The 25,156-nt window shown below is 66.6% G+C and carries 17 protein-coding genes; 7 read left to right on the top strand and 10 right to left on the bottom strand.

Annotated features, from left to right (window positions below):
• Positions 1-7: 7 nt before the first annotated feature.
• The gene (gene rbsK, locus QW863_RS16155) at positions 8-916 is read left to right on the top strand and encodes a ribokinase (protein WP_315715747.1); all 909 of its coding nucleotides are present in this window, start codon (positions 8-10) and stop codon (positions 914-916) included.
• Here the strand turns inward: rbsK and QW863_RS16150 are convergent.
• Positions 913-2,148, bottom strand: a complete 1,236-nt coding sequence (locus QW863_RS16150; RefSeq protein ID WP_315715746.1) for an NAD(P)/FAD-dependent oxidoreductase — start codon at positions 2,146-2,148, stop codon at positions 913-915. The two genes, rbsK and QW863_RS16150, sit on opposite strands and share 4 nt — an antisense overlap.
• Positions 2,149-2,262: 114 nt before the next feature.
• On the opposite strand from QW863_RS16150, the gene QW863_RS16145 reads away from it, so the two are divergent.
• Positions 2,263-3,048: an enoyl-CoA hydratase/isomerase family protein gene (locus tag QW863_RS16145; RefSeq protein ID WP_315715745.1), complete on the top strand. Its 786-nt coding sequence runs from the start codon at positions 2,263-2,265 to the stop codon at positions 3,046-3,048.
• An 8-nt stretch (positions 3,049-3,056) separates the two neighbouring features.
• Here the strand turns inward: QW863_RS16145 and QW863_RS16140 are convergent, their stop codons facing one another.
• Entirely contained in the window at positions 3,057-4,763 is a 1,707-nt protein-coding gene (locus QW863_RS16140; RefSeq protein WP_315715744.1) for an IlvD/Edd family dehydratase, read from the bottom strand.
• A 138-nt stretch (positions 4,764-4,901) separates the two neighbouring features.
• On the bottom strand, positions 4,902-5,720 hold the full coding sequence (locus tag QW863_RS16135; RefSeq protein ID WP_315715743.1) for an NAD(P)-dependent oxidoreductase: 819 nt from the start codon (positions 5,718-5,720) through the stop codon (positions 4,902-4,904).
• Between the two features lie 89 nt (positions 5,721-5,809).
• On the opposite strand from QW863_RS16135, the gene QW863_RS16130 reads away from it, so the two are divergent.
• Positions 5,810-6,778, top strand: a complete 969-nt coding sequence (locus QW863_RS16130; RefSeq protein ID WP_315715742.1) for an SMP-30/gluconolactonase/LRE family protein — start codon at positions 5,810-5,812, stop codon at positions 6,776-6,778.
• A gap of 95 nt (positions 6,779-6,873) precedes the next feature.
• Here QW863_RS16130 and QW863_RS16125 read toward each other — a convergent pair whose 3' ends face one another.
• Positions 6,874-8,304, bottom strand: a complete 1,431-nt coding sequence (locus tag QW863_RS16125) for an aldehyde dehydrogenase family protein (RefSeq protein ID WP_315715741.1) — start codon at positions 8,302-8,304, stop codon at positions 6,874-6,876.
• Positions 8,305-8,794: 490 nt separating this feature from the next.
• The gene (locus QW863_RS16120; RefSeq protein WP_315715740.1) at positions 8,795-11,164 is read right to left on the bottom strand and encodes a transketolase; all 2,370 of its coding nucleotides are present in this window, start codon (positions 11,162-11,164) and stop codon (positions 8,795-8,797) included.
• Positions 11,165-11,305: 141 nt separating this feature from the next.
• Between QW863_RS16120 and QW863_RS16115 the strand changes: the two genes are divergently transcribed.
• The 4 genes from QW863_RS16115 to QW863_RS16100 all read left to right on the top strand — a co-directional run bounded on the left by QW863_RS16115 (position 11,306) and on the right by QW863_RS16100 (position 15,542).
• The gene (locus tag QW863_RS16115; protein WP_315715739.1) at positions 11,306-11,767 is read left to right on the top strand and encodes an Lrp/AsnC family transcriptional regulator; all 462 of its coding nucleotides are present in this window, start codon (positions 11,306-11,308) and stop codon (positions 11,765-11,767) included.
• Positions 11,768-12,295: 528 nt separating this feature from the next.
• Positions 12,296-12,670 carry a hypothetical protein gene (locus QW863_RS16110; RefSeq protein ID WP_315715738.1) on the top strand — a complete coding sequence of 125 codons (375 nt, stop codon included), beginning with the start codon at positions 12,296-12,298 and terminating at the stop codon, positions 12,668-12,670.
• A 453-nt stretch (positions 12,671-13,123) separates the two neighbouring features.
• On the top strand, positions 13,124-14,227 hold the full coding sequence (locus tag QW863_RS16105; protein ID WP_315715737.1) for a ferredoxin: 1,104 nt from the start codon (positions 13,124-13,126) through the stop codon (positions 14,225-14,227).
• Positions 14,228-14,282: 55 nt separating this feature from the next.
• The gene (locus QW863_RS16100; protein ID WP_315715736.1) at positions 14,283-15,542 is read left to right on the top strand and encodes a 2Fe-2S iron-sulfur cluster-binding protein; all 1,260 of its coding nucleotides are present in this window, start codon (positions 14,283-14,285) and stop codon (positions 15,540-15,542) included.
• A gap of 203 nt (positions 15,543-15,745) precedes the next feature.
• On the opposite strand, the gene QW863_RS16095 is transcribed toward QW863_RS16100, so the two are convergent.
• The 5 genes from QW863_RS16095 to QW863_RS16075 all read right to left on the bottom strand — a co-directional run bounded on the left by QW863_RS16095 (position 15,746) and on the right by QW863_RS16075 (position 25,143).
• Positions 15,746-16,918, bottom strand: a complete 1,173-nt coding sequence (locus QW863_RS16095; protein ID WP_315715735.1) for a fumarylacetoacetate hydrolase family protein — start codon at positions 16,916-16,918, stop codon at positions 15,746-15,748.
• Between the two features lie 85 nt (positions 16,919-17,003).
• Positions 17,004-19,985, bottom strand: a complete 2,982-nt coding sequence (locus tag QW863_RS16090; protein ID WP_315715734.1) for an autotransporter domain-containing protein — start codon at positions 19,983-19,985, stop codon at positions 17,004-17,006.
• 266 nt (positions 19,986-20,251) lie between these two features.
• The gene (locus QW863_RS16085; RefSeq protein WP_315715821.1) at positions 20,252-21,205 is read right to left on the bottom strand and encodes a DMT family transporter; all 954 of its coding nucleotides are present in this window, start codon (positions 21,203-21,205) and stop codon (positions 20,252-20,254) included.
• Positions 21,206-21,400: 195 nt separating this feature from the next.
• Entirely contained in the window at positions 21,401-22,240 is an 840-nt protein-coding gene (locus tag QW863_RS16080) for an aldo/keto reductase (RefSeq protein WP_315715733.1), read from the bottom strand.
• A 212-nt stretch (positions 22,241-22,452) separates the two neighbouring features.
• The gene (locus tag QW863_RS16075) at positions 22,453-25,143 is read right to left on the bottom strand and encodes a molybdopterin-dependent oxidoreductase (protein ID WP_315715732.1); all 2,691 of its coding nucleotides are present in this window, start codon (positions 25,141-25,143) and stop codon (positions 22,453-22,455) included.
• Between the last annotated feature and the right edge of the window lie 13 nt (positions 25,144-25,156).

Here is a 25,156-nt window from a genome sequence, read left to right as displayed (position 1 = left end):
CAGGCGGATGGGGCGGGTCGTCGTCGCCGGCAGCATCAACATGGATGTGGTGGCGGCGGCCGAGCGCCATCCGCGCATCGGCGAGACCGTCGCCGGCCGGTCGGTGATGTACTTTCCCGGCGGCAAGGGAGCGAACCAGGCGGTCGCCGCGGCCAAGCTCGGCGCGCCGACGGCGCTGATCGGCCGGCTCGGCCGCGACGCCTTCGGCGAGCAGCTGCGGGCATTTCTCACGGCTCAGGGCATCGATCTCACCGCCGTGAAGGACAGCGCCAGCGCGTCGACCGGCACCGCGATCATCACGCTGGCCAAGGCCGACAACACGATCGTGGTGATATCAGGCGCCAACGCCGAGGTCAGCGCCGACGATGTGGCGCAGGTGTCTCTCGCCTCGGGAGACGTGGCCGTCAGCCAGTTCGAGATCCCGCAAGCGACGATTGCCGCGTTCTTCCAGCGTGCCAAAGCGGCCGGCGCCACCACGATCCTCAACCCCGCCCCCGCGAGCGCCTTCGACAGCACGCTGTTTGCGCTGGTTGATGTCCTCGTGCTCAACGAAACCGAGCTCGGTTTCCTGGCCGGCATCGAGCTCGGCGACGCGCCGACGCCGCAGCAGGTGAATGAGGCGGTTCGCGCGCTCAAGCCTCGCGACGACCAGACGGTCTGCGTCACGCTCGGCGCGCGTGGCGCGGTCGCGGTTTCTGGTGCCGAGGCCCGGCTGGTCGAAGGCCGCGCGGTGAAGGCTGTCGACACCACCGGCGCCGGCGACTGCTTCGTCGGTGCGCTCGCCGCGCGGCTGTCGCAGGGCGCGGCGATTGCGGATGCGATCGGCTATGCCAACGTCGCCGCGTCGATCTCGGTGCAGCGCATGGGCGCCGGCCCGTCGATGCCGACCGAGGAGGAGGTTCGCGCGTGGCTCTAGGCCAGAGCGCTCTTCAGGTCGAAGCTGGGATCAGCGGCCTTGGCTGCATCCAAGGTGCCGCCCGCAGCCAGCAACTTGCGGCCGAACATATGGTCGCCGGCGCGGTTGACCGACTCGATGCCGACCAGTCGGCCCTCCTTGTAACAGAACGCGGAGAACGCCTTTTGCGCCGGGTCACCGCGCAGAACGACCTGGTCATAGCCGGTGGTGAGCCCCGCGATCTGGAGCTTGTCATTGCCCTGGTCGCTCCAGAACCACGGCTGTCCGTCATAGGGCTTGACGTCGCCCGTCAGCCGCGCCGCGACGCAGCGGGCGTGATCGGTGGCGTTCTGCACCGACTCCAGCCGCAGCGTCCCGCCGAAGCGCTGGCTGACGAACAGGGCGCAGTCGCCGATGGCCGAGATGTGCGGATCGCTGGTGAGCAGATATTCGTCGACGACGATGCCGGAGGCGACCTGCAATCCAGCCTCGGCGGCGAGCTCGACATTCGGCAGCACGCCGACGCCGACCACGACGAGGTCAGCGGGGATGTGCCGACCATCGCTGAGGCTGACGCCGGTGACCTTGTTGCCGTCGGCCTCGATGCTGGTGGCCTGCACGCCGAGATGGATGCGCACGCCGGCTTCCGCATGCTGCTTCTGGAAGTAGTCCGAGATCTCGGCGGTCACTGCCCGCGCCATCACCCGGGCGCCGAGTTCGAGCACGTCGACCGCGAGGCCCTTGATCCGCGCAGTCGCCGCGAATTCAAGACCGATGAAGCCGGCGCCAATGACGACGGCCCGCTTGGCATCGGCGAGCAAGCCTCGCAGCGCTTCGCTGTCGTCGAGAATGCGCAGATAGCGCACCGCCGGGAGATTGGCGTTGGGAATGTCGAGCAGCCGGTTGCGCGCACCGGTCGCGAACACGAGGTGCCCATAGTCGAGCGTCCTACCGGAGGCGAGCAGCACCCGGCGCTGATCGCGCTGAACAGCGACGGCACGATCGTAGACGAGATCGATGGTCTGGTCGGCGTAGAACTTCTGCGGTCGGAACATCAGGGTCTCGGGACCGCCGGTGCCCTTCAGATACGCCTTCGACAGCGGCGGGCGCTGATACGGCAGATGCGACTCGTCGTTGATCAGATGAATCGGATCGGCAAAGCCTGCCTGACGCAGCGAGGTCGCGAGCTGGAATCCCGCATGCCCCGCACCCACGATCACCACCGGTCCCTTCGTCACTGCACCCTGCCCCATTCTGTCATTGTCCACGCCGACGGAACCGGGTTTTGGCAGACTTGTCCGGCATTGTCACCGGTCCCGCCATACGGTTTAAATGCGGCAACAAAAGCCACGCCCCGGGAGGTATGAATGTCGGACGCCGTAGCGGAACCTGCCCGCCTGAGCATCGAAGGTCCGATCGCGACCATCACGCTCGACCGCCCGGCAGCGTTCAACGCCATCAACCTTGCGATTGCGAAGCGCTTGGAGCTGCTTGCGGCCCAGGTCGAGGCCGACGACACCATCCGCGTGCTGATCCTGAAAGGCGAAGGCCGCGCCTTCAGCGCCGGCGGCGACCTGCAGACGATCGGCGCTGCCGCCGAGGCCGACGCCATCACGCCTGTCGTCAGCGAACTGCTGCATCACTACCATGCCTTCATCGCGAGCCTGCGGCGCATGCCCAAGATCGTGCTGGCGAGCGTGCACGGCTCCGCCGCCGGCGCGGGGATGTCGCTCGCCTTCGCCGCCGACCTCTGCATTGCCGCCGAGGACGCGCGCTTCACGCCGGCCTATGCCAAGCTCGGCGTGTCGCCCGACGGCGGCGGTACAGTTGGCGTGGTCGCCACTGTGGGCATCAGGCGGGCGCTGCAGATCTTCCTGGCGGAGGACAGCTTCACGGCCGCGCAGGCCCATGAATGGGGCTTGGTCGCGAAAGTCGTCCCCGCCCCCGAGCTCGCGGCAGCCACCGACGCGCTGGCTGCGCGGCTGGCGCAGAATGTGCCGGCGGGGATCGCGGCGACCAAGGCGCTGATCCATCGCGCGCCAACCAGCTCGGTCGAAGACCAGCTCGCCGCCGAGCGCGATGCCATCATCAACTGCATGCACACGGATGAATTCCGCGCCGCCGTGAAGCGGTTCACCAGCAAGGGAAAGTAGGACTGCGCTCACCCCTTCCCTTTCCGGCGCATGAAATCGAAATCGCAGCCGTCGTCGGCCTGCAGGATCGTTTCATGGAAGAGATGCGCATAGCCGCGCTCCGCCCATTCGGGCGTTGCGGCTTGCTTCAGCGCAGCGCGACGCCGGTCCAACTCGGCGTCGTCGACCAGCAGGTCGATGCTGCGCTTGGGAACATCGAGCCGGATCATGTCGCCGCTCCGCACCAGCGCCAGCGGGCCTCCAACCGCGGACTCCGGGGTGATATGCAGCACGATGGTGCCGAAGGCGGTGCCGCTCATGCGCGCATCGGAGATGCGCACCATGTCCTTCGTGCCGCCGCGCGCGAGCTTCTTCGGGATCGGCAGGTACCCCGCCTCCGGCATGCCGGGTGCGCCTTTCGGCCCGGCGTTGCGCAGCACCAGGACGTCGTCGGCCGAGACGTCGAGATCGGGAGCATCGACCCGCAAGGTCATGTCCTCGATCGACTCGAACACGACGGCGCGCCCGGTGTGCTGCAGCAGCTTGGGGCTTGCCGCCGAATGCTTGATGACCGCGCCGCGCGGCGCCAGATTGCCGCGCAGCACGGCAAGGCCGCCTTCCGGCTTGATCGCGTCGCCGCGCGCGCGGATCACGTCCTGCCCCGGCACGTCCTCGGCAGCGGCCACGATGTCGCGCAACGATTGGCCGGTGATCGAGCGGCAATCGAGATCAATGAGATCGCCGAGCTGCTTCATCAGCTTCGGCACGCCACCGGCGTGATGGAAATGCTCCATGTAGTGATCGCCGGACGGCTTGAGATCGACCAGCACCGGCACCTCGCGACCGATGCTGTCGAATGCATCGAGTTCGATTTTATGCGGCGTCCGGCCGGCGATGGCGGTGAGATGCACGAGCCCGTTGGTCGAGCCGCCGATCGCCTGCAGCACCACCTGCGCATTCCGGAACGCCGCAGGGGTCAGCAGTTCGCTCGGCTTCGGTCCCTTCACCTTGGCCATCTCGGCCGCGACCCGGCCGCTGGCCTCGGCCGAGCGGAAGCGCTCGGCATGCGGCGCCGGGATGGTCGCGCTCATCGGCAAGGACAGTCCGAGCGCCTCGGTGATGCAGGCCATTGTCGAGGCCGTGCCCATCACCATGCAGGTGCCGACCGAAGGAGCGAGCCGGCCGTTGACTGCGTCGATCTCGCTGCCGTCCATCTCACCGGCGCGATACTTCGCCCAGAGACGTCGGCAGTCGGTGCAGGCGCCGAGCACCTCGCCCTTGTGATGCCCGACCACCATCGGCCCGACCGGAATGACCACCGTCGGCAGATCGGCCGACACCGCAGCCATGATCTGCGCGGGCAGGGTCTTGTCGCAGCCGCCGATAACCACCACCGCATCCATCGGCTGCGCGCGGATCATCTCCTCGGTTTCCATCGCCATCAGATTGCGCAGATACATCGAGGTCGGATGCGCAAAACTCTCGGCGATCGAGATGGTCGGAAACACGAACGGCATCGCGCCCGACAGCATGACGCCGCGCTTCACCGCCTCCAGGATCTGCGGCACGTTGCCGTGGCACGGATTGTAGTCGCTGTAGGTGTTGGTGATGCCGACGATCGGGCGATCGAGCGCGTCGTCCGAATAGCCGGCCGCCTTGATGAAGGCCTTGCGCAGGAACAGCGAGAAGCCGGCATCGCCGTAAGCGGTCAGTCCCTTGCGCAATCCATCGGTCATGGTCTTCTCTTCTTTCATTCTCAACGTCATTCCGGGGCGCGCGAAGCGCGAACCCGGAATCCAGACATTGTCTTGCGCTCTCACATCGAGATTCCGGGTTCGCGTCCTGCGGACGCGCCCCGGAATGACGAGGTCGGATCAACCCCAGTCGATGATCCGGCTGGTGTCGCCGTCGAACTCAGTGGTGCAGAACGCGCCGCCCTGGAAATAGTCGCCGATCGGATCGGCGGGCAGCTTGGCCTGCTCGGCCAAGGCGTGCTCGCGGAAATCCTCCGCGCGGCCGGTCGGGCGATAGCCGAGGTCATAGGCACGCTGGTTGTCCCACCAGGCGCGCTCGTTCAGCGATGCGCCATAGAGCACTTCAAAATGGATGTCGGGATGCTCGAGGCCGATGCGGCAAAGTTGCACCAGATCTTCCGGCTTGAGCCAGATCGACAGCCGGCGCTTGTCGAGCGGCTTGTCGCCGAAATTGCCGATGCGCAGGCACGTCACCTTCAGCCCATGCTTGTCGGCATAGAGCGAGCCGAGCGCCTCGCCGAACACCTTGCTGACGCCGTAGCGGCCGTCGGGACGCGGCTGCACGTCATTGTCGATCTTGCGGTGGCGGGGATAGAAGCCGACCGCGTGGTTCGACGAGGCGAACACCACGCGCTTGACGCCCTTGCGGCGGGCCGCCTCGAACAGGTTGTAGCCGCCGATGATGTTGGCCTGCAGGATGTCGTTCCACGGTCCCTCGACCGAATAGCCGCCGAAATGGATGATGCCGTCGACGCCTTCGCACAGCGCCTCGACCTGAGCGAGGTCGGCAAGATTGGCCGCCTTGAAGGTCTCCTGGCTGGAAAGATCGGCAGGCGGTTTCAGGTCGCTGAGCAGAAGGTCCGGATAGATCGGCGGCAGCAGCTTCCGCAAGGAAGTGCCGATTCCACCGCTCGCACCGGTCATCAAGATACGTGGCATTTCATCCCTCGTGTTGGGTCCGCAGGTTTGCGGTTGTGGCGGGCCAATGATAGCAGAGATCGCAACCGCGCAATAACAGGACCGGCCAAATGTCCGACGGAAACGCTCACGCGCAGGGCTGGCGCCCTGCCACCTTCTATCCCGATCCGGCGATCCAGGCGCTGGATCCGCGCTTCGAGAAATACTGGCTCAAGCTCTCGGCCGTGGAGCGGCTGGCGACGGGCCTGCGCTGGGCGGAGGGGCCAGTGTGGTTCGGCGACGGGCGCTATCTGTTGTGCAGCGATATCCCCAACCAGCGCATCCTCAAATGGGAGGAGGAAAGCGGCGCGGTCTCGGTGTTTCGCAAGCCCTCCAATTTCGCCAATGGCAACACCCGGGATCGCCAGGGCCGTCTCGTCACCTGCGAGCACGGTGGCCGCCGCGTCACGCGGACCGAGTATGACGGCTCCATCACCGTGCTGATCGACTCCTTCGACGGCAAGCGGCTGAACTCGCCAAACGACGTCGTCGTCAAATCGGACGACTCGATCTGGTTCACAGATCCGACCTTCGGCCTGCTCGGCAATTACGAGGGCTACAAGGCCGAGTCCGAGATCGACGCCAACGTGTACCGGATCGACGCGGCCACGGGCCGGGCGACCATCGTCGCCGAGGGCGTGCTGGGACCGAACGGGCTGTGCTTCTCGCCCGATGAATCCATCCTCTACATCGTCGAATCCCGCGGCGTACCGAACCGCAAGATCCTCGCCTATGACGTCTCCGCCGATGGCAGCAAGCTCGCCAACAAGCGCGTCCACATCGATGCCGGTCCGGGCACGCCGGACGGCATGCGCTGCGACGTCGACGGCAATCTCTGGTGCGGCTGGGGGATGGGCTCGCCCGAACTCGATGGCGTCATGGTGTTCGCGCCCGACGGCGCCCCGATCGGCCGCATCGCCTTGCCCGAGCGCTGCGCCAATCTCTGCTTCGGCGGCCTGAAGCGCAACCGGCTGTTCATGGCCGCCAGCCAGTCGATCTACGCGCTCTACGTCAACACGCAGGGCGCGCTGGGGGGATAATTGGCCGTCATTGCGAGGAGCGAAACGACGAAGCAATCCAGACTTCCTTCCCGGCCCCTGGATTGCTTCGCTGCGCTCGCAATGACGGAGACCAATCAAGCCGCCTTGTAGCCCGCGATGGCCTTGACCTCGAGATACTCCTCGAGACCGAACCGGCCCCATTCGCGGCCGTTGCCGGACTGCTTGTAGCCACCGAACGGCGCGGTGCGGTCGTTCGGGACACCCTGCAGGTTGACGTTGCCGGCGCGGATCTTGCGGCCGACCTCGCGGGCCTTCTCGATCGTCGGGGCCGTGACATAGCCGGCAAGACCATAGGGCGTGTCGTTGGCGATACGCACCGCCTCGTTCTCGTCCTTGGCGCCGATGATCACGAGCACTGGTCCAAAGATCTCCTCGCGCGAGATCGTCATCTCAGGCTTGACGTCGGCGAAGATGGTCGGCCGCACATAGAAGCCCTTGTTGACGCCCTCCGGCAGGCCCGGGCCGCCGGCGACGAGGGTCGCGCCCTCCTCGATACCCTTATTGATGAGGGCCTGGATCTTGTCCCACTGGCCGCGATTGACGACCGGGCCGATCGTGGTGCCCTCGCCGCGCGGGTCACCCGCCTTGGTCTTGTCGGCGACGCCCTTCGCGATGGCAGCGACTTCCTTCATGCGCGCGGCCGGCACGATCATGCGCGACGGCGCGTTGCAGGACTGGCCGGAGTTGTTGAACATATGCATGACGCCGCCGGTCACTGCCTTCACCAGGTCGGAGCCCTCCAGGATCACGTTCGGCGACTTGCCGCCGAGTTCCTGGCTGACGCGCTTCACGGTCGGCGCCGCGCGCTTGGCGACGTCGATGCCGGCGCGGGTCGATCCGGTGAACGAGATCATGTCGATGTCCGGATGCTCGCTCATCGCAGCGCCGACCTCCGGCCCGAGGCCGTTGATCAGGTTGAACACGCCCTTCGGCACGCCGGCTTCATGCAGGATCTCGGCGAAGATCAGCGCCGAGGTCGGAGTGAATTCCGACGGCTTCAGGATCATGGTGCAGCCCGCGGCCAGCGCCGGCGCGACCTTGCAGGCGATCTGGTTCAGCGGCCAGTTCCAGGGCGTGATCATGCCGACCACGCCGACCGGCTCGCGCACCACCACGGACGCAGGCAGCGTCTCCTCGAACTCATACTTCTTCAGCACGTCGAGCGTTGACATCAGATGGCCGAGGCCGGCGCCGGCCTGCAGCTTCTCCGCCATCGGCAGCGGCGCGCCCATCTCGTCGGAGACGGCGGCGCCGATCTCCTTCATGCGGCCCTTGTAGATCGTGATGATCTTCTCGAGCAGCGCGACGCGCTCCTCGCGCGAGGTCTGTGAGAAGGTCTCGAAGGCGCGCTTGGCGGCGGCGACGGCCTTGTCGACATCGGCCTTGGAGCCCAGCGCAACCTCGTACATCGCCTCCTCGGTCGCCGGATTGATGACCTGGGTGGACTTCTTGACGACCGGATCGACCCAGGCGCCGTCGATGTAGAATTGCAGGCGATTGACCATCGGAAAACCTCTTCACGTGGAAGCATCTGGAGGGGGCGGCAGCACGCGGCCGGCATCCTGGCACGCGCGATCCGCGGGATGAACCCGCCACATGCGGGGACCGGGGTTGCGTCCCGCGGATATAGGAGCAAGGCCGCGACCGGCGCAAGCCGACCGGCCTGCGTTTCGTCGCCGCTCCATTTTGCATCGCAGCAACCGCGTGTCCCCTTCGCCCCCTCCAGATCGCCATCATTCCGGATGGCAGAATTCCCGCCGTCGAAGATTCATTTCCAAGATGTGAACTGCTTCACATCGCCGTTCGATCGCTCTGGCTAATCTCCTCTTCATAGACATCCCGGCATCTCGAAAGGACGCCGGATAAGATTTCAGAACCGATATTTTCGCCAGTTCTTATTGCGCAGCCTTTCAGTACGTAGACATTTGATCCAAGTTGCGACGCCGTCTCCTTCATCCAGGTGAGGGAGACGGCGTCCCCGTTCTTGGCCCGCCCTCACACTGCCATCTTGCGATGCCGGACCGGCGCGCCAGTGAGGCTCTCGGCCGCATCGATGATCGCGTTGGCGTCCATCCCATTGTGGCGATAGAGGTCGTCGATCGTCCCGGTCTGGCCGAATTTCTCAACCCCCAGCGCCTCGACGCGATGGCCGCGCACCGAGCCGAGCCAGCCGAGCGTCGCCGGATGGCCGTCGATCACGGTGACGATGCCGCAATCGCGCGGCAGCGGCGCCAGCAGTTGTTCGATGTGGCTGAGATGTTGCACACCGCGCCGATGCCGCCGCAGGCTGCGCGCCGCCGTCCATCCGGCATGCAGCCGGTCCGCCGAGGTGATCGCGAGCAGGCCGACGTCGCGGCGGGACTCGCCGATCAGGCCGGTGGCCTCGATCGCCTCCGGCGCGACCGCGCCGGTATAGGCGACGATCACCTCGGCATTCGGTCCCGGCTTGCGCAGCCAATAGGCGCCGGCGGCGATGTCGGATTCCAGCTCCGGCGTCATGATCCGCTGCGGCTGATCGATGGTGCGCGTCGACAGCCGCAGATAGAGCGAGCCGCCCTCGCCTGCCTCGCGCTGCATGTGGGCAAAGCCCCATTTCATGATCGCGGCGAGCTCGTCGACGAAGGCCGGCTCGAACGACGACAGCCCGTCCTGCGCCATGCCGATCAACGGTGTCGCGATCGACTGATGCGCGCCGCCCTCCGGCGCCAAGGTCACGCCCGACGGCGTGGCCGCCACCATGAAACGCGCATCCTGATAGCAGGCGTAGTTCAGCGCATCGAGGCCGCGCTCGATGAAGGGATCGTACAAGGTGACCACCGGCAGCAGCCGCGCGCCGTTGATGGCGTGCGACAGGCCAAGCGCCGAGGCCATGATGAACAGGTTCATCTCGGCGATCCCCAGCTCGATATGCTGGCCCTTCGGCGAGGCCGCCCAATTGAAGGTCGACGGGATCTTCTCGCTGCGGAACAAATCCGCCTTCTCCGCGCGGGCGAACAGGCCACGGCGGTTGACCCAGGCGCCAAGATTGGTCGAGACGGTGACGTCGGGCGACGAGGTCACGATGCGCGAGGCCAGCGCGGTGTCGCTGCGGGCGAGATCGTTGAGGATCAGGCCAAAGCCCTGCTGCGTCGACATCTGCGCCGCCGCGGTGAAGGTCAGCCGCTCCGGCACGTCGAACACCGCATCATCGAGCCGGCGGCCATCGCGATTGAACGGCACCGACGCGAGGAACGACTCCAGCGTCGAAGCATCCTGCGTCAGTCCCTCGAACTTGTCCCACTCATGGCCCGGGCGAATGTTCTGCTGCGCGCGCCACTTCTCCATCTGGGCGACGGTCATCAGGCCGGCGTGATTGTCCTTGTGGCCCTGGAACGGCAGGCCGACGCCCTTGATGGTATAGGCGATGAAGCACACCGGGCGGTCGTGGTCGATGGACTCGAAGGCATCAAGCATGCTGGCCATGTCGTGGCCGCCGAGATTGCTCATCAGCGCCAGCAACTCGTCGTCGGTGCGCTTGTCGAGCAGCCGGGTCACGTCGCCCTGATCGCCGATCTCGTCCTGGATGTGCTTGCGGAAGGCAGCCCCACCCTGGAAGCACAGCGCCGCATAAAGCGCGTTCGGGCAGTTATCGATCCAGCGCCGCAGCGCCTCGCCGCCGGGTTCGGCAAACGCCTCTCGCATCAGCCGGCCGTATTTCACGATCACCACGTCCCAACCGAAATTGCGGAACATGGTTTCGAACTTCTCCCACAGGCCCTCGCGCACGACGGCGTCCAGGCTCTGGCGGTTGTAGTCAACGATCCACCAGGTGTTGCGCAGGCCGTGCTTCCAGCCCTCGGCCAGGGCCTCGAAGATATTGCCCTCGTCCATCTCGGCGTCGCCGACCAGCGCGATCATGCGGCCCTCGCGGCGGCCCTTCATCCAGCCATGCGCGTGTACGTAGTCCTGCACCAGCGAGGAGAACAAAGTCTGCGCGACGCCGAGGCCGACCGAGCCGGTCGAGAAGTCGACATCGTCGACATCCTTGGTGCGCGACGGATAGGATTGCGCGCCCTTGAAGCCGCGGAAATTCTCCAGCTTCTCGCGCGTCTGCCGGCCGAACAGATATTGGATGGCATGGAAGACGGGGCTCGCATGCGGCTTCACCGCGACGCGGTCCTCCGGGCGCAGCACCGAGAAGTACAGCGCCGACATGATGGTCGCGAGCGAGGCGGAGGAGGCCTGGTGGCCGCCGACCTTCAGGCCGTCGGTGTTCGGCCGGATGTGGTTGGCGTGATGGATGGTCCAGGACGACAGCCACAGCGCCTTGCGGGTCAGCGCGTTCAGGATGTCGAGACGGTCTGACGATGCGGATGGCGTGGCCATGGCGCGCTGCTCCCCGGGGCCTTGTTGGATTCGCCGATTTTAATCCTGTCGCACCGGCCATAATTCTCAATTTTTCGCGTGCAGTTGCCGATTGTTGAGATATTTTCCCATTCAGAATCCACTTTGAGCGATTTTATCCCAATGCCCGAGCTCGACGCCATCGACCGCAAGATCCTCGGCCATCTCCAGGCCGACGGCCGCATCACCATGCAGGAGCTCGCCGACAAGGTCGGGCTGTCGGTCTCGCCCTGCCACCGCCGCGTCAAGCTCTTGGAGGAGCGCGGCGTCATCACCCGCTATCTCGCGACCGTCGACCAGAAGGCGCTCGGGCTGCACGTGTCCGTCTTCATCTCCATCAAGCTCGCGCGGCAGAAGGAGGAGGACCTCAAGCGCTTCGAAAAGGCGATCTCGGCCTGGCCCGAGGTGCTGGAATGCTATCTGATGACGGGAAATCGCGACTATTTGCTGCGCGTGGTGGCGGCTGATTTGTCGTCGTATGAGGCGTTCCTGAAGAGCAAGCTGACCCGCCTCGACGGCATCGCCTCGATCGAATCGAGCTTTGCGCTGAGCCAGGTGAAGTACTCCATCGCGCTGCCGGTGTGAGGCAGGCCATCGCCACGACCTCAGCTGTCGTCCCTGCGAACGCAGGGACCAATACTCCGCGGCAGACGTTGCGAAGAACGACTGGTCCAACATCGTGCGCAACAACATCTCCCTGGGGTTATGGGTCCCGGATCTGCGCGTGCTGCGCACGCTTGTCCGGGACGACGGCGGAGAGCCAAGCGAGACTTTCGGCCATCTCTGGCGCTCGGCCATGAGAGACCTCGCATGAGCCCCTCTCCCTGCGCCGTCATTCCGGGGCGCCCGCAGGGCGAGCCCGGAATCCATAACCACGATCGTGCGTATGGATTCCGGGCCCGCGCCGCTGCGCGACGCGTCCCGGAATAACGACCTTTGTTGTGTCATCGGATTTGCCACAATCGTGAGTCCAGGACCGACCGGGATGGTCACATGCGTTCTCACTCCCGCGGCGCGTTGCGTCCGGGTGATGCCGATATCATCGCCCTTATGACGTGAAGGGCGCAGGGAAGGCCGGGCGCTGGCCGCGCCCGTGGCCCGCCTGCGGAAAAAATGCAGGCGGCAGGTACCACAGGTCTGGCCGAAGACGCCCGGCCCTCCCTGCGCGATGGTTTTGACGGCTGCTTCGCGTTCTCCCCGGTGCGCCGGCTTTTGGCCACCGTGCGCGACGACGCGCTGTCCGCGCGCCGCCGCGGGGACACCAGCATCGGGGTGCCAGGACCGCGCGACTTGACCGTGCGTGCATCATTGTTCGTCGGCGCGAATGATCACGCTGCAACGACACACGCCCATCGCATTCCGCTGCCGACGTCCATGACGACCGCGATACGTCCCCTCCGACGCAACGGAACGGGCTGGACTGTAATGCTGATTATACGAAATCGGCAAGCGATCTATTTTTTGCCTGACGGCTGGACAGGATTTTAGCGCGCGATCTGATTTGCCCGTCGGGTCGTTATGGCAGCGTCGAAATCATCTGCGCACTGCCCTGATCACGCCCGAACTACGTCACAGCCGAGGCCGTCATTGATCCAGATCAAACGATCTGGAAAAACTGCTCCAGCCCCCGATCAAATCCTTGATGTTCCTCGATTTGATCCAGATCAAACGGCCGCAGGCCGACCGCAGCATGGCCCAGGGACGTCCATATTGGCCGTCAAAAAGCGCCACATCTCGCCGTCAGATTCTGCGTCACAGCATGCGCTGCGACACGAAGTCACAGGGATTGCGGGACTAACAACTCCGCGCCTGTGAACGTGACGTCGGCGCGATCGTGAAGACCAACTCGCGTCCTGGAAAGCAATGCAGAACAACAGCGCTCAACGTTCGCCCCGACACGACTACGCTTCGCAACATCGAGATGCCCGGCCGCTCGCGCACGTGGCGGTGAAGGTGGCTCCCGCCAGGTATCAGCCGGCCGCACAGGCCGGCAGCCGCAGCACCGGACGGGCCGAGCGGCGATTCTGGCTGACGATGCAGACGGTCATGCTGGTCGTCGGCGTGCTGCTGGTGAACCTGCTGCTGTTCTTCCCTCCCCTCGGCATCGCCCTGATGTGGAATCTCCTGATTCCGATCGCGCCCGCGCTGGTGACGATCTCGCCCGGCCTGTGGCGCAACATCTGTCCAATGGCGACATTCCATCTGCTGCCGAACAAGATGGGCATCTCGCAGAACATCCGGATGCCGGAATGGGGCGCGGCGACGCTCGCGGTGATCAGCGTGACGCTTCTTTTCATCGTCGTGCCGATGCGACGAATCGGACTCAATGTCGACGGTCCGCTGACGGCGGTCATGCTGCTGTCGGCCGCGGTCATGGCGTTCGCGATGGGCTCTGTGTTCGAAATGCGCTCGGGCTGGTGCACCTCGCTGTGTCCGATCCACCCCGTCGAGCGGCTCTACGGCACCAACCCCGCCCTGACCTTCAAGAATGCCCGCTGCAACATCTGCGAGGCCTGCAGCAATCCGTGTCCCGACTCCACGCCCGAGCTGACGCCGACGGCGGGCGTGCCCACCAAAGTCCAGCAGTTCCTCGGCAACTTCCTGATCGGCAGCTTCCCCGGCTTCGTCTGGGGCTGGTATCAAGTGCCGGACTATCCGCCGCAGCAGGTCGACCAGGCCGCGATCATCACCGCCTATGTGTGGCCGCTGGGCGCCGCGCTCGTCAGCTACGTCGTCTTCAGGGTCGGCGAGCACATCCTGCGCTACAGGCCCGCCGCCCGCACCCGGATGCATCGCATCTTCGCGGCGGCCGCGATCAGCACCTACTACTGGTATCGCCTGCCCGGCCCGGCATCCTTGCTGCCGGACTGGTTTCCGCTGGTCTCGCATCTCATCACGACGCCGTTCTTCTTCTGGTTCCTGGTGCTGCGTTCGCCGAAGGTGAGCTGGCTGAAGCGGCCGGTGATGGCGTCGAACTACTGGTCGAGCCGGTTCGAGAGCACCGCCAACAAGAATCTCATCCGCGTGTCGCCCGGCAAGGCGTGAATCCCCGCGGTCTCATCCCACCATCGTCACAGCGTATCCGATCGAGGAGTGAACCATGTCGAACTTCAGGACCGTCACCGTCAAGGGCCGCCAGTTCCGCGTCCGCGCGGGTGACGTGCTGCTCGATGGCGCGCTCGCCAACGGCGTCGAGATTCCGTTCGACTGTCGCGCCGGCACCTGCGGCACCTGCATGGTTCACGTCTCCAAGGGCCAGACGGTGTGCGGCGAGACGCATACGCAGGGCATGATCTATGCCTGCCAGGCGCGCGTCGTCTCCGATCTCGACGTCGAGCTGGAGGACGTGCCGGAAATCGACACCAGCAAGGCGCGGCTGGTCGGCCTGCGCGAGGTCGCGCCCGACATCATGGAGCTGATGATCGCTCCGGAGAAGAGCATCAGCTATCTGCCCGGGCAGTACTTCAAGTTCACCTTCAACGGCTATCCGGCACGCGCCTACAGCCCAACGGCGTCGTTCGACGGCCGCATCGGCGGCCGCGTCATCCATCTCAACATCAAGCGCGTGCGCGGCGGCCGCGTCACGACGGCGCTCGGCAGCGGCATCCGTCCCGGCCATCGGCTGCGCATCCAGGGGCCGTATGGGCATGCGTTCCTGCGCCCGGGCGGCACCGGCCGTCTCGTCCTCGCCGGCAGCGGCACCGGCTTCGCGCCGATCTGGGCGATCGCCGCGATGGCGCTGCGCGAGTCCCGCAACCGGCCGATGGTGATCATCGCCGGCGCCAAGAAGCTGCCGCAGCTCTACATGACGCCGATCCTGGCGCAATTGGCGCGGCTGCCGAACGTCACGATCATCCCGACGGTCGAGGAAGGTCCGGTCAATCATCCCTCGATCCGCACCGGACGGATCGAGCCGCACATGCCGACGCTGACGGCCTCCGATGTCGTCTATGCCTGCGGCTCGCCGCGCATGGTGACCGCGCTCGCCGGGATGGTCGAGAAGGCCGGCGCGACGTTCTATGCCGACCCGTTCGATTCCGCGCCACCAGAAGCGCCATCCGGCCTGATCGGCCGCATCAAGACGCTCGTGGCGCGACGTCCGCCCGAGCCTGAGCCGGGCCGTGACGGCGGCAGGGGGCATGACGCGTCGCTCGATCCGTTCGAGCGGGCGCTGTCGCTGGTGCCGAAGGATCCGATCGACGACGATCTGGGCCTGCGCCGGTCGGAGCCACGGCGCAGCACGGCCGCCGAACGCGACCACGCACTCTCGCTGGTGCGCGAGCGCGCGCTGGGCGACGCCTCATCGCTGCAGGAGCGCCCGCGCCGCGCCGCCAGCCAGATGGCCTCGGGGCATGTGTGAGATGACGCAGGAGCCCCCCAGTCTCTCCGTCACTCCGGGGCGCTCGCGAAGCGAGCGAGCCCGGAGTCCATAACCACCAGCCTGCGTGATGGAGCGCGATCGTAACTCAGGCCGTCTGCCTCACGAGCGCTGCGGCGTATGGATTCCGGGCTCGCGCTGTCGCGCGCCCCGGAATGACATCGTGGGTGTGGAGGCTGCGTGCCTCAGATCAGCTTCCGCCGCGCCAGGCTGCGCATCAGCGCACCCACGCCGAACGTCCACGGCTCGCATTCGTCGCTGTTGCGCATGCGGTTGACGAGACGACCGAGTTGAGGCGCCGAGATCGTGACGATGTCGTCGCGCTTGTGGGTGAACCCCTGGCCCGGTGCGTCGCGATCCTTGACGGGCGCGAACATCGTGCCGAGGAACAGCGCGAAGCCGTCGGGATATTGATGCACGGCACCGATGGTCTGGGCGACGAGGTCGGTCGGATCGCGGCTGATCTTGCTGATGGAGGAATGGCCGTCGAGCACGAAGCCGTCGCTGCCGGTCACGTTCAGCGCCACGTCCATCTTGCGGACGTCATCCAGCGTGAAGGTCTTGTCGAACAGGCGCAGCAAGGGGCCGATGGCGCAGGAGGCGTTGTTGTCCTTGGCTTTCGACAGCAGCAGCGCCGAGCGGCCCTCGAAGTCGCGCAGGTTGACGTCATTGCCGAGCATCGCGCCGACGATCCGGCCGCGGCTCGACACCGCCAGCACGACCTCCGGCTCCGGATTGTTCCAGGTCGATTTCGGATGCAGCCCGGCATCCATGCCGGTGCCGACAGATGACAGCGTCGGCGCCTTGGTGAAGACCTCGGCATCGGGGCCGATGCCGACCTCGAGATATTGGCTCCAGGCGTTCTGCTCGATCAGCACCTGCTTGAGGTGCATCGCCTGGTCGGAGCCGGGCTTCAGCTTGGAGAAATCGTCGCCGACCAGGCGCACCACCTCTTTCCGGATCGCCTCGGCCGAGGCCGGATTGCCGCGCGCCCGCTCCTCGATGACGCGCTCCAGCATCGAGATCGCGAAGGTGACGCCGGCCGCCTTCAGGACCTGCAGGTCGACCGGTGCCAGCAGCCATGGCTTGGCCGGATCGCGGCGATCCGGCGGGGTGTTGGCGAGGATGGCGGCGAGGTCGCCGATGCGCTGCCCGCCCATGCCGCGTAGCGCCGTCGCCGGATCATCCTGCTCGCACAGCGCGCTGACGGTGGGGAAAGCCGAGGTAACGTCATAAACACCGTCATCGCGCACCGCGACCACGGCCGGTCCGTCCACGTCGGGGCGCCAGACCCGGCCAACCAGCGTGCCGCTGGTGCCGTCGTCGGGCAGGACGGTCTCGGGCGTCAGGTTGATCATGGCGTCGTGCTCCCTGTTGTTCTTGTTGCTCAGCGCACCCCTAGCATCGGTGCACGCCGGCTCCAAGCCACACGACGTCGCGCGATCACCAACTGTAGCGCACCACGCCCTTGCCGGCGTAGGAGCGGCTGATGGACGAGAATTCGCCTTCGAAGGTGGCGGCCGCCGACCAGCCGTTGCGCCAGGCGATTTCGGCCGAGGCCGTGGTGAGCGCGAGGTCGCGCGACTGCGCGGCGCCGTTGACGACGAAGCTCGTGCCCGGCAGCGCCTGGAAGCCCGCGGTCATGGTGCGATCGGGGTTGAAATTGTGCGCCCAGGCGGCGCGGCCGCGCAGCGACAGCATGCCGTCGGCGAGCGCAAACGACCGGTCGACGCGCGCGCCGAGCTCGGTGCGCGCATCCGTCACGGTCTTGCCGGCATAGCTCAGCGCGAAGGTGCCCGCGCCGGAGAGCACCTGCTCGGCATAGGACGGCAGCACGTAAGCCGTCGCCTGGCCGCCGAGATAGGGCGTGATCCCGCCCCACGGCGTGGCATAGCGGCGGCCGCCCTCGAGGCGGGCCGAATAGGCCGACGCATCGAAGCGGGCGCGGAGCTGGTCGACGCCGGCGACGGTCACGGCGCGGTCGGTGGTCACGTCGTGCCAGCCATAGGCGAGCGCCGCGGAGAGATAGTCCGGACCACTGCGATAGCGGGCGAAGGCGCCGGCCTGGAACAGGTCGGAGCGGCCGCTGCCGCCGCCATTGACGCCGAAGCTGGTGCCGCCGCCCGACAGCGCGAAGCCGGCCAGCCAGTTCGGCGACACGATGTAATCGGCGCCCGCGGCGAAGCCGACCTCGCGGATGGTGGCGTTGTTCGAGCCGAGCGCGGCATTGCCGTCGGCGAACGAACCGCCACCGAACGGCGCCGCCCAGGTGCTCCAGCGCTCATCGAAGCGCTGGGCCAGTGTGGCCTTCACCGGCATGCGCGCGAAGGCATCGCGCGGCGCGGCGCCCTGTCCTGCGTCGGCGAACGCTGCAGCCGGACCAGATGCGTTCGCGCTGCGCCCGGCGACAAAGGGATCGGTCATCAGGCCAAGGAAGATATTCATCGAGTCGAACATCGCCTGCTGCGAGGCGGTGGCGATCTCGCCGGACGCCTGTGTCAGACCGGCTGGGGTCAACGCGCCGAAAGCGAGCGGGATGCCGCCGGTGCGGTTGAAATAGCCGGTCGTGGTGTCCGTGACGTTCTGCTGGTTGGTGTTGGTCCCGGCCGTGCCGAGCGTCAGGTTCAGATAGACGTTGTCGGCGTCGTAGCTCAGGCTCGAAGAGAAGTTGGCCGGCAGGTTGGTGTTGATCAGCGTGTTGAAGGTGCCGCTGATGCCGCCGGCGGCGTTGACGATCGTGTACTGCTTGTTGACATAGCTGCCAGGGGCGAACGCCGCCTGCACGGTCGCGCCGCCGAGCGTCGCGGTGCCCGTCACGTTGACCCGGTCGGCATTGGCCGGCGACACCTCGACCATGTAGCTCGCGGCCGCCGTGAAGGTGAGGCTGCCCTGCACCGTGAGCAGCCCGATCGAATTGCCCGGCGCGAGCGCGCCGCCATTGACCAGCGTGCTGCCGACGATGCCGTTGCCGCCGAACGTGCCGCCGGCATTCACGGTGACGCTGCTGCCGGCGATGGCGCCGTTGACGGCGAGGATGCCGCCATCGACCGTGGTCGTGCCGGTGTAGGTGTTGATGCCGGACAATATCAGCTTGCCGCTGCCGACCTTGGTCAGCGAGCCTGGGCCGATGGTGCCGCACCCGCAAGGATCGGTGTCGCCGATCACGCCGGAGACCTCGGTGGAGAGATTGTTGCCGCCGACCACCAGCGTGTTGAAGGCGCCGATGTAGTAGTTGCCGGAACCCGCCAGCGAGCCGGCGGTGATGCGGCCGTCGCCATTGACACCCACGCTACCGGAGAAATCGACCACGCCGGTGCCATTGGTGACGAACTGGGCGGTGCCGCCGGTCGTATTGTCGAGGAAGCGGGTGCGGCCGCCATCATTGGTGATGATCGTGGCGGAGCCGGCGCTGGCATGATCGAAGAACAGCGTCGATCCGCCGTCATTGGTGGTGACGGTCGCGTTCGCCGCGGTGGAATGGGCGTTGAACTGGACCTGGCCGTTCATGTTGTTGATGATGGTGGCATTGCCGGCCGACGGGGTGTCGCTGCCGAAGCCGATCCCGAACATCACGTACGAATTGCCGCCATTGGTGATGACCGCATTGGCGGCCGTGGCGGCATTGACGAACGCCAGCATGCTGAACGTATCGTTGGTGATCGTCGCGTTGCCGGCGCTGGTGTTGGCGTTGAACAGCGTACGACCCTGATGGTTGGTGATCACGGCGTTCCCCGCCGTGGCGGTATCGGTGCCGCCGGCGACGCCGAACGCGGTCGTGGCGATCGACTGGTTCACGATCGTCATCGCACCGGCGGAGTTCGCGCCGAGGAAGTTGGTGGTGCCGCCGTCATTGGTGAGCGAGGTGATGCCGGAGGTGTCGGCCCTGACGATGTTGAAGATGCCGAAATTCGACACGTCACCGATGATGCGGGCGGTGTGGGTGGCGTCGCCGAGTTGCAGCGTCGCGACGCTGCCGATGAAGGTGCCGCCGGAATAGGAGTTGGTGCCGAGCAGAATCGTGGTGCTGTTGCCGAGCAGCTCGGCGCGCACGCCGGCAACGGTCTCGCCGAGATTGTTGCCGATCGTGATCGTCTGGCCGGAATTGGCGTTGTTGATGAAGCCCCAGCCGGAGCCGGCGACGCCGAAATTCACGTCGGCGCCGCCAATCGAATAGGACTGGGCGTTGCTGAGGAAGATCCAGGAATCCGGATTGATCGGCGCGGTGACCGTGATGGTCGATGCGCCGGTGGCGCCGAACAGCGCCTCCTGGCCGCTCGATGCCGGCGGCGCGCCGGCCGGCGGGCTCTCCCAGTTGGTCGAGAGATTGTAGTCGGAGGTCGCGGTGGACGAGCCGGTGCCGCCCCAGGTGTAGTCGGTCTGGGCCTGCGCCGACGTCGTCAGCCCGAGCCCACAGAGCCCGAGCATGAGTCCCAGCGCGCCCCACACGGCCCGCGCCGTCCGACACACCGCCGTTTCGACCCGCCTCCGCACGCAATCCCCCGATCTTGCTCTGCACCCCGTGATGCAATTTAAGACCTAGCAGGCGCACGGCGCCCGCCGAGATCGACGGCGTTACTGTTTCTTATTTGAAATCAGCACGTTACGCGTTTGATCGCAGGTGTAGCGGACACGCAACGCATCCACCCAAAAAGTCGCTCCCCCGTAATGGCCCGGGGCGTGCGACCGATGGCTCAAGGATTCGGCGAGCTCTCGCCGGCGACCTGGAGCAGTTGCGAGCGGCGGACGCGCTCGCGATGGGCGGTGTAGAGGCCGCTGGAGACGATAAAGGCGGCGCCGACGATGGTCCAGACGTCCGGTACCTCGCCGAACACCAGGAAGCCGAGGATGCTGACCCACAGGAGCTGGGTGTAGGAGAACGGCGCCAGCACCGAGGCGTCGGCATAGCGGAATGCCAGCACCACGATCCACTGCCCCATGGTCGAGGCGACGCCGACCAGCACGCCGAAGCCGATGTCCTGCCAGGACGGCGTGGTCCATACGAACGGCACGATTGCCGTGAGCACGCAGACGCCGGCAATCGAGGAATAGGTCATGATGGTGATGGCGTGCTCGCGGCCGCTCATCATCCGCGTCATGATCAGCGTGCAGGCCCAGGCGAACGCCGAGACGATCGGGAACAGCGCGGCAAGATGGAACGCGCCGGTGCCGGGGCGGAGGATGATCAGCACGCCGCACAGCCCGACCGCGGTTGCGACCCAGCGGCGCAGGCCGACCTTCTCGCTGAGGAAGATGATTGACAGCGCGGTGACGAACAGCGGCGCGACGAAGCCGGTCGCGGAGGCCTCGGCGATCGGCAGATAGCGTAAACCGGTGATGAACATCAGCGACGAGCCGAGCAGCGCAACGCCGCGCAGCAGCTGGAACTTGAGCTGCTCGGTGCGCATCGCGAACAGCGGCGAGCCCGGGATCATCGCCGGCACCATGATCGCTGCGAATACCACGAAGCGGATCCAGGTGATCTCGATCGAGGGCAGCGTCTTCGACAGATACTTCGCGGTGACGTCCGAGGTGCCGAGGAACACGGTCGACAGTAGGATCAGCGCGATGCCGCGGAACGGCCGGTCGGCGCGCGCGGGCGCGCGCTTGCGCGTGGCCTGCGGCTTCTCCTGCACGGATGTCGGCACGTCGTCGAGGCGCGCGGCGGCGGCCGCACTCGGTGGCGGGGTCACGGTCGAACTCGGAAGTTTGGAAACAGGACGATTCGGTGAGTGCCGACAAGACGCCAATCGCGACGCCGCGACAACCCATCGAAGCGGGCAGCACTTATGCGTTGCTACGCGCCGGGGTAGCAAACATCCGTAATTTTCCGTGATGCTGCATTACAGCATGGGCAGGCCACGCGGCTTCGGCCCGCGCGGAAAGGCGCGATCGATCGCGGCGATCTCGGCCGCGGTGAGCTCGATGTCGCCGGCCGCCGCATTCTGCTCGGCATGCTCGGGCCGCGACGCCTTGGGGATCGCGAACAGCGACGACGCCCGCGTCAGGAAGGCCAGCGCGACCTGGCGCGGCGTTGCACCATGCTGCTCCGCGATCCGCTGCAGCACCTCGCCGCCGGCGCCGCGGCGTTCCGGAAAGTCGTCATGGCCGAACGGCGAGTAGGCGACCACGGCAACACCATGCTGGCCGCACCACGGGATGACGGCATGCTCGATGGCGCGCTCCTGCAGATGATAGAGCACCTGGTTGCAGGCGATCTTGCCCTCGCCTGCGACCTCCAGCAGTTCGTCGAGATCGTCGACGTCGAAATTGCTGACGCCCCAGGACGCGATCTTGCCGGCCGCCTTGAGCTCCTCGAACGCCGCCACCGTCTCCGCGAGTGGATAGGAGCCCGGCCAGTGCAGGAGATAGCAGTCGAGCCGGTCGGTCTTCAGCCGCTGCAGCGAGCGCTCGCAGGCGGTGACGGTGCCCTTGCGCGAGGCGTTGCTCGGCAGCACCTTCGACACCAGGAACACCTCGTCGCGTCGGCCGGCGATGGCCTCGGCGATGACGAGCTCGGCATCGCCATACATCTCGGCGGTGTCGATGTGGCTCATGCCGAGATCCAGGCCGCGCCGCAGCGTGGCGATGGCGCGGCGGCGATCGGCGTGGTCGAGATACCAAGTGCCCTGCCCGATGACGGAGACGCCGCCGCCGCCGGTTCCGAATGTCTTGTGCTTCATGCGCGGGAGCATAGTGGATGAGGCGCACGGCGTCGATTGGGTGCCCTCCCTGCTCAAGGCATCTGACACGCTTCCACACCCACGTCATTCCGGGGCGACGCGTCAGCGTCGAACCCGGAATCCCGAGCTTGTCTTGCGCTGTTTCATTTCCACCATGTCGAGATTCCGGGTTCGAGGCCGTTGGCCTCGCCCCGGAACGACAGTGTTCTCGGCTAGCTCGCCGCCGCGATGGGCGGGGCGTCCGTGGCCGTCTGCGCGATCAGCCGCTTCATCTCCGGAATGCACGAGCCGCAATTGGTGCCGGCCTTGAGCTGCGCGCCGATGGCGGCGGGCGTGCGCGCACCTGCCGTGATCGCATCGCAGATGGTGTCGCGGCCGACGCCGAAGCAGGCGCAGACGATCGGGCCGCCGCCGACGCCGTCGGGCGCGCGGCCGGACAGCAGCGTGCGACGCTGGTCGTCGTCGAGGCGGTCGGCGGCGAACATCGTCTTCACGACGTTCCAGTCGCCAGCATCATGGCCGGGGCCGACGAACAAACAGGTTTCGATGCGATCGTCGGCGAACGACGCGGCGCGATAGACGCCGCCGCCGACATCCATGTAGTCCGTGACATCGTCGGTGGCGCGCGCCTTGAACCAGGCCGGCCAGCGCGACAGATCGCCGTTGTCGGCGAACAGATAGCCGAAGCCGCCCTGCACCGTCGCGCGCGCCCACCACAGGTTGGACGGCAGCGTGAGCTCGTTGCGCGACAGGATGAAGCCGCGGAATACGTACTCATAAGAACTGATCGCAGCCGGGGTCGCCTTGGCCTCGGGCTGGCCGGAGAACGGATCGGTGTAGGAGGCGACCAGCGCGCCGACGCGGCCATGCGATGAGTTGGTGGCGCTCCAATGGATCGGCGCGAACAGCATGCCGCGCTGCTGGCGCTCGCTGACGACGACCTTGAGGATGCACTGGCCGTGCTCGGTCGTGACCTTGGCGAAACCGTCATGCATCAGGCCATAGCGCAGCGCGTCATCCGGGTGCACCTCGACGAACGGCTCCGGCAGATGCGCTGATAGCCGCGGGCTCAAGCCGGTGCGCGTCATCGTGTGCCACTGGTCGCGGATGCGACCGGTGTTCAGGCGCAGCGGGCGGGCGGCGGTGGTCTCGCCGCGCAGCGCCGGCACCTCCGGCGCGACGAAGCGCGCTTTGCGATCGTTGGTGAAGAAGGCGCCTTCGGCGAAAAAGCGCGGCTCGGGCGGCCTGCCCGCGCGCGCCGGCCATTGCACCGGCGCCATCGCGTCGTATTCGTCGTCGGTGAGCGTCGCCAGCGCGCCGATGTCGAAGTCGCGCGTGCCGTCGTTCTCGAACGCCGACAACGCCGCGTGCTCGCGGAACACGTCCGCCGCAGAGTTGTAATTGAAGGCGCCCGCGTGGCCGAGCCGTTTGCCGACCTCGCTCAGGATCCACCAGTCCGGCATGGCCTCGCCGGCCGGCGCAAGGAAGGCGCGCTGGCGCGAGATGCGGCGCTCGGAGTTGGTGACCGTGCCCGATTTCTCGCCCCAGGCCTGCGCCGGCAGCAGCACGTGGACGCCAGCATCGACGGTGTCGTTGGAGCGGACGTTCTCGGACACGACGAGCAGCTCGAGCTTCTTGAGCGCGGCGCGGACCAGATCGGCGTCCGGCAGCGACACCGCGGGGTTGGTGCCGATCACCCACAGCGCCTTGATCTCGCCGCGCGCGATCGCCTCGAACATCTGCACCGCCTTGAGACCCTCATGGGTGGCGATGTCCTTGGCCTTCCAGAAGCGGCGGACGCGGTCGATGTCCGGCGGCGTGAAGCCCATGTGGGCCGCGAGCTGGTTGGCGAGCCCGCCGACCTCGCGGCCGCCCATCGCATTGGGTTGGCCGGTCAGCGAGAACGGCCCCATGCCCAGCTTGCCGATGCGCGCGGTCGCAAGATGGCAGTTGAGGATCGCGTTGACCTTGTCGGTGCCCTGCGCCGACTGGTTGACGCCCTGCGAATAGAGGGTGACGACCTTGGGAGTATCGCGGAACAGCTTGAAGAAGGCGGCGACGTCGACCTCGGACAGGCCGGTGGCGAGCGCGGTCGCCGCGGCGCTGCCGGCGAGGCTCCGGGCGCGGGCCAGGGTCTCGTCGAAGCCGCCGGTGTGAGCGTTGATGTAGTCGTGATCGAGCGCACCGCTGTCGGCGAGATGCACCAGCAGGCCGGAGAACAGCGCCGCATCCGCGCCGGGCTTCAATCCCAGGAACAGATCGGCTTCGCTCGACGTGTCGGTGCGACGTGGATCGATGACCACGAACCTGGCGCCGCGCGCCTGCTTGTTGGCCAGCATGCGCTGGTACAGCACCGGGTGGCACCAGGCGGCGTTGCTGCCGACGAAGACCAGCAGATCGGCCTGATCGAGATCCTCATAGGTGCCGGGCACGGTGTCGGCGCCGAAGGCACGGCGGTGGCCGGCGACCGACGAGGCCATGCACAGCCGCGAATTGGTGTCGACATTGGCCGAGCCGAGAAAGCCCTTCATCAGCTTGTTGGCGACGTAGTAGTCCTCGGTCAGCATCTGGCCGGAGAGATAGAACGCCACTGCATCCTCGCCGTCGCGGGCGACGATGTGCTTCAGCCGGGTCGCGACGTGATCGAGCGCATCGCTCCAGGCCACCCGCTGCATTCCGCCCTTGCAGCGGATCATCGGGTACAGCAGCCGGCTCTCCAGCCCGAGCGTCTCGCCGAGCGCCGAGCCCTTGGAGCAGAGCCGGCCGAGATTGGCCGGATGCGAAGGATCCCCGGAGATCGCCGCGCCGCCGCGACCGTCGGGCGTGGCGAGCACGCCGCAACCGACGCCACAATAAGGACAGGCGGTGCGCACCATCGGCAGCTTCGGATCGAGCGTCGTCATCGTCGTGCGTGGC

Origin of the sequence: Bradyrhizobium sp. SZCCHNR1017, from assembly GCF_032381375.1 — a bacterium.
Taxonomy (GTDB): Bacteria; Pseudomonadota; Alphaproteobacteria; order Rhizobiales; family Xanthobacteraceae; genus Bradyrhizobium.
Note: the sequence above shows the minus strand (reverse complement) of the source record. Positions and strands in the feature narration are given on the sequence as shown.

Excerpts from the sequence above, each read along its gene's own strand:
- rbsK (WP_315715747.1), top strand. The coding sequence starts at position 8 with ATGGGGCGGGTCGTCGTCGCCGGCAGCATCAACATGGATGTGGTGGCG.
- QW863_RS16150 (WP_315715746.1), bottom strand. The coding sequence starts at position 2,148 with ATGGGGCAGGGTGCAGTGACGAAGGGACCGGTGGTGATCGTGGGTGCG.
- QW863_RS16145 (WP_315715745.1), top strand. The coding sequence starts at position 2,263 with ATGTCGGACGCCGTAGCGGAACCTGCCCGCCTGAGCATCGAAGGTCCG.
- QW863_RS16140 (WP_315715744.1), bottom strand. The coding sequence starts at position 4,763 with ATGACCGATGGATTGCGCAAGGGACTGACCGCTTACGGCGATGCCGGC.
- QW863_RS16135 (WP_315715743.1), bottom strand. The coding sequence starts at position 5,720 with ATGCCACGTATCTTGATGACCGGTGCGAGCGGTGGAATCGGCACTTCC.
- QW863_RS16130 (WP_315715742.1), top strand. The coding sequence starts at position 5,810 with ATGTCCGACGGAAACGCTCACGCGCAGGGCTGGCGCCCTGCCACCTTC.
- QW863_RS16125 (WP_315715741.1), bottom strand. The coding sequence starts at position 8,304 with ATGGTCAATCGCCTGCAATTCTACATCGACGGCGCCTGGGTCGATCCG.
- QW863_RS16120 (WP_315715740.1), bottom strand. The coding sequence starts at position 11,164 with ATGGCCACGCCATCCGCATCGTCAGACCGTCTCGACATCCTGAACGCG.
- QW863_RS16115 (WP_315715739.1), top strand. The coding sequence starts at position 11,306 with ATGCCCGAGCTCGACGCCATCGACCGCAAGATCCTCGGCCATCTCCAG.
- QW863_RS16110 (WP_315715738.1), top strand. The coding sequence starts at position 12,296 with ATGCAGGCGGCAGGTACCACAGGTCTGGCCGAAGACGCCCGGCCCTCC.
- QW863_RS16100 (WP_315715736.1), top strand. The coding sequence starts at position 14,283 with ATGTCGAACTTCAGGACCGTCACCGTCAAGGGCCGCCAGTTCCGCGTC.
- QW863_RS16095 (WP_315715735.1), bottom strand. The coding sequence starts at position 16,918 with ATGATCAACCTGACGCCCGAGACCGTCCTGCCCGACGACGGCACCAGC.
- QW863_RS16090 (WP_315715734.1), bottom strand. The coding sequence starts at position 19,985 with ATGCTCGGGCTCTGTGGGCTCGGGCTGACGACGTCGGCGCAGGCCCAG.
- QW863_RS16080 (WP_315715733.1), bottom strand. The coding sequence starts at position 22,240 with ATGAAGCACAAGACATTCGGAACCGGCGGCGGCGGCGTCTCCGTCATC.
- QW863_RS16075 (WP_315715732.1), bottom strand. The coding sequence starts at position 25,143 with ATGACGACGCTCGATCCGAAGCTGCCGATGGTGCGCACCGCCTGTCCT.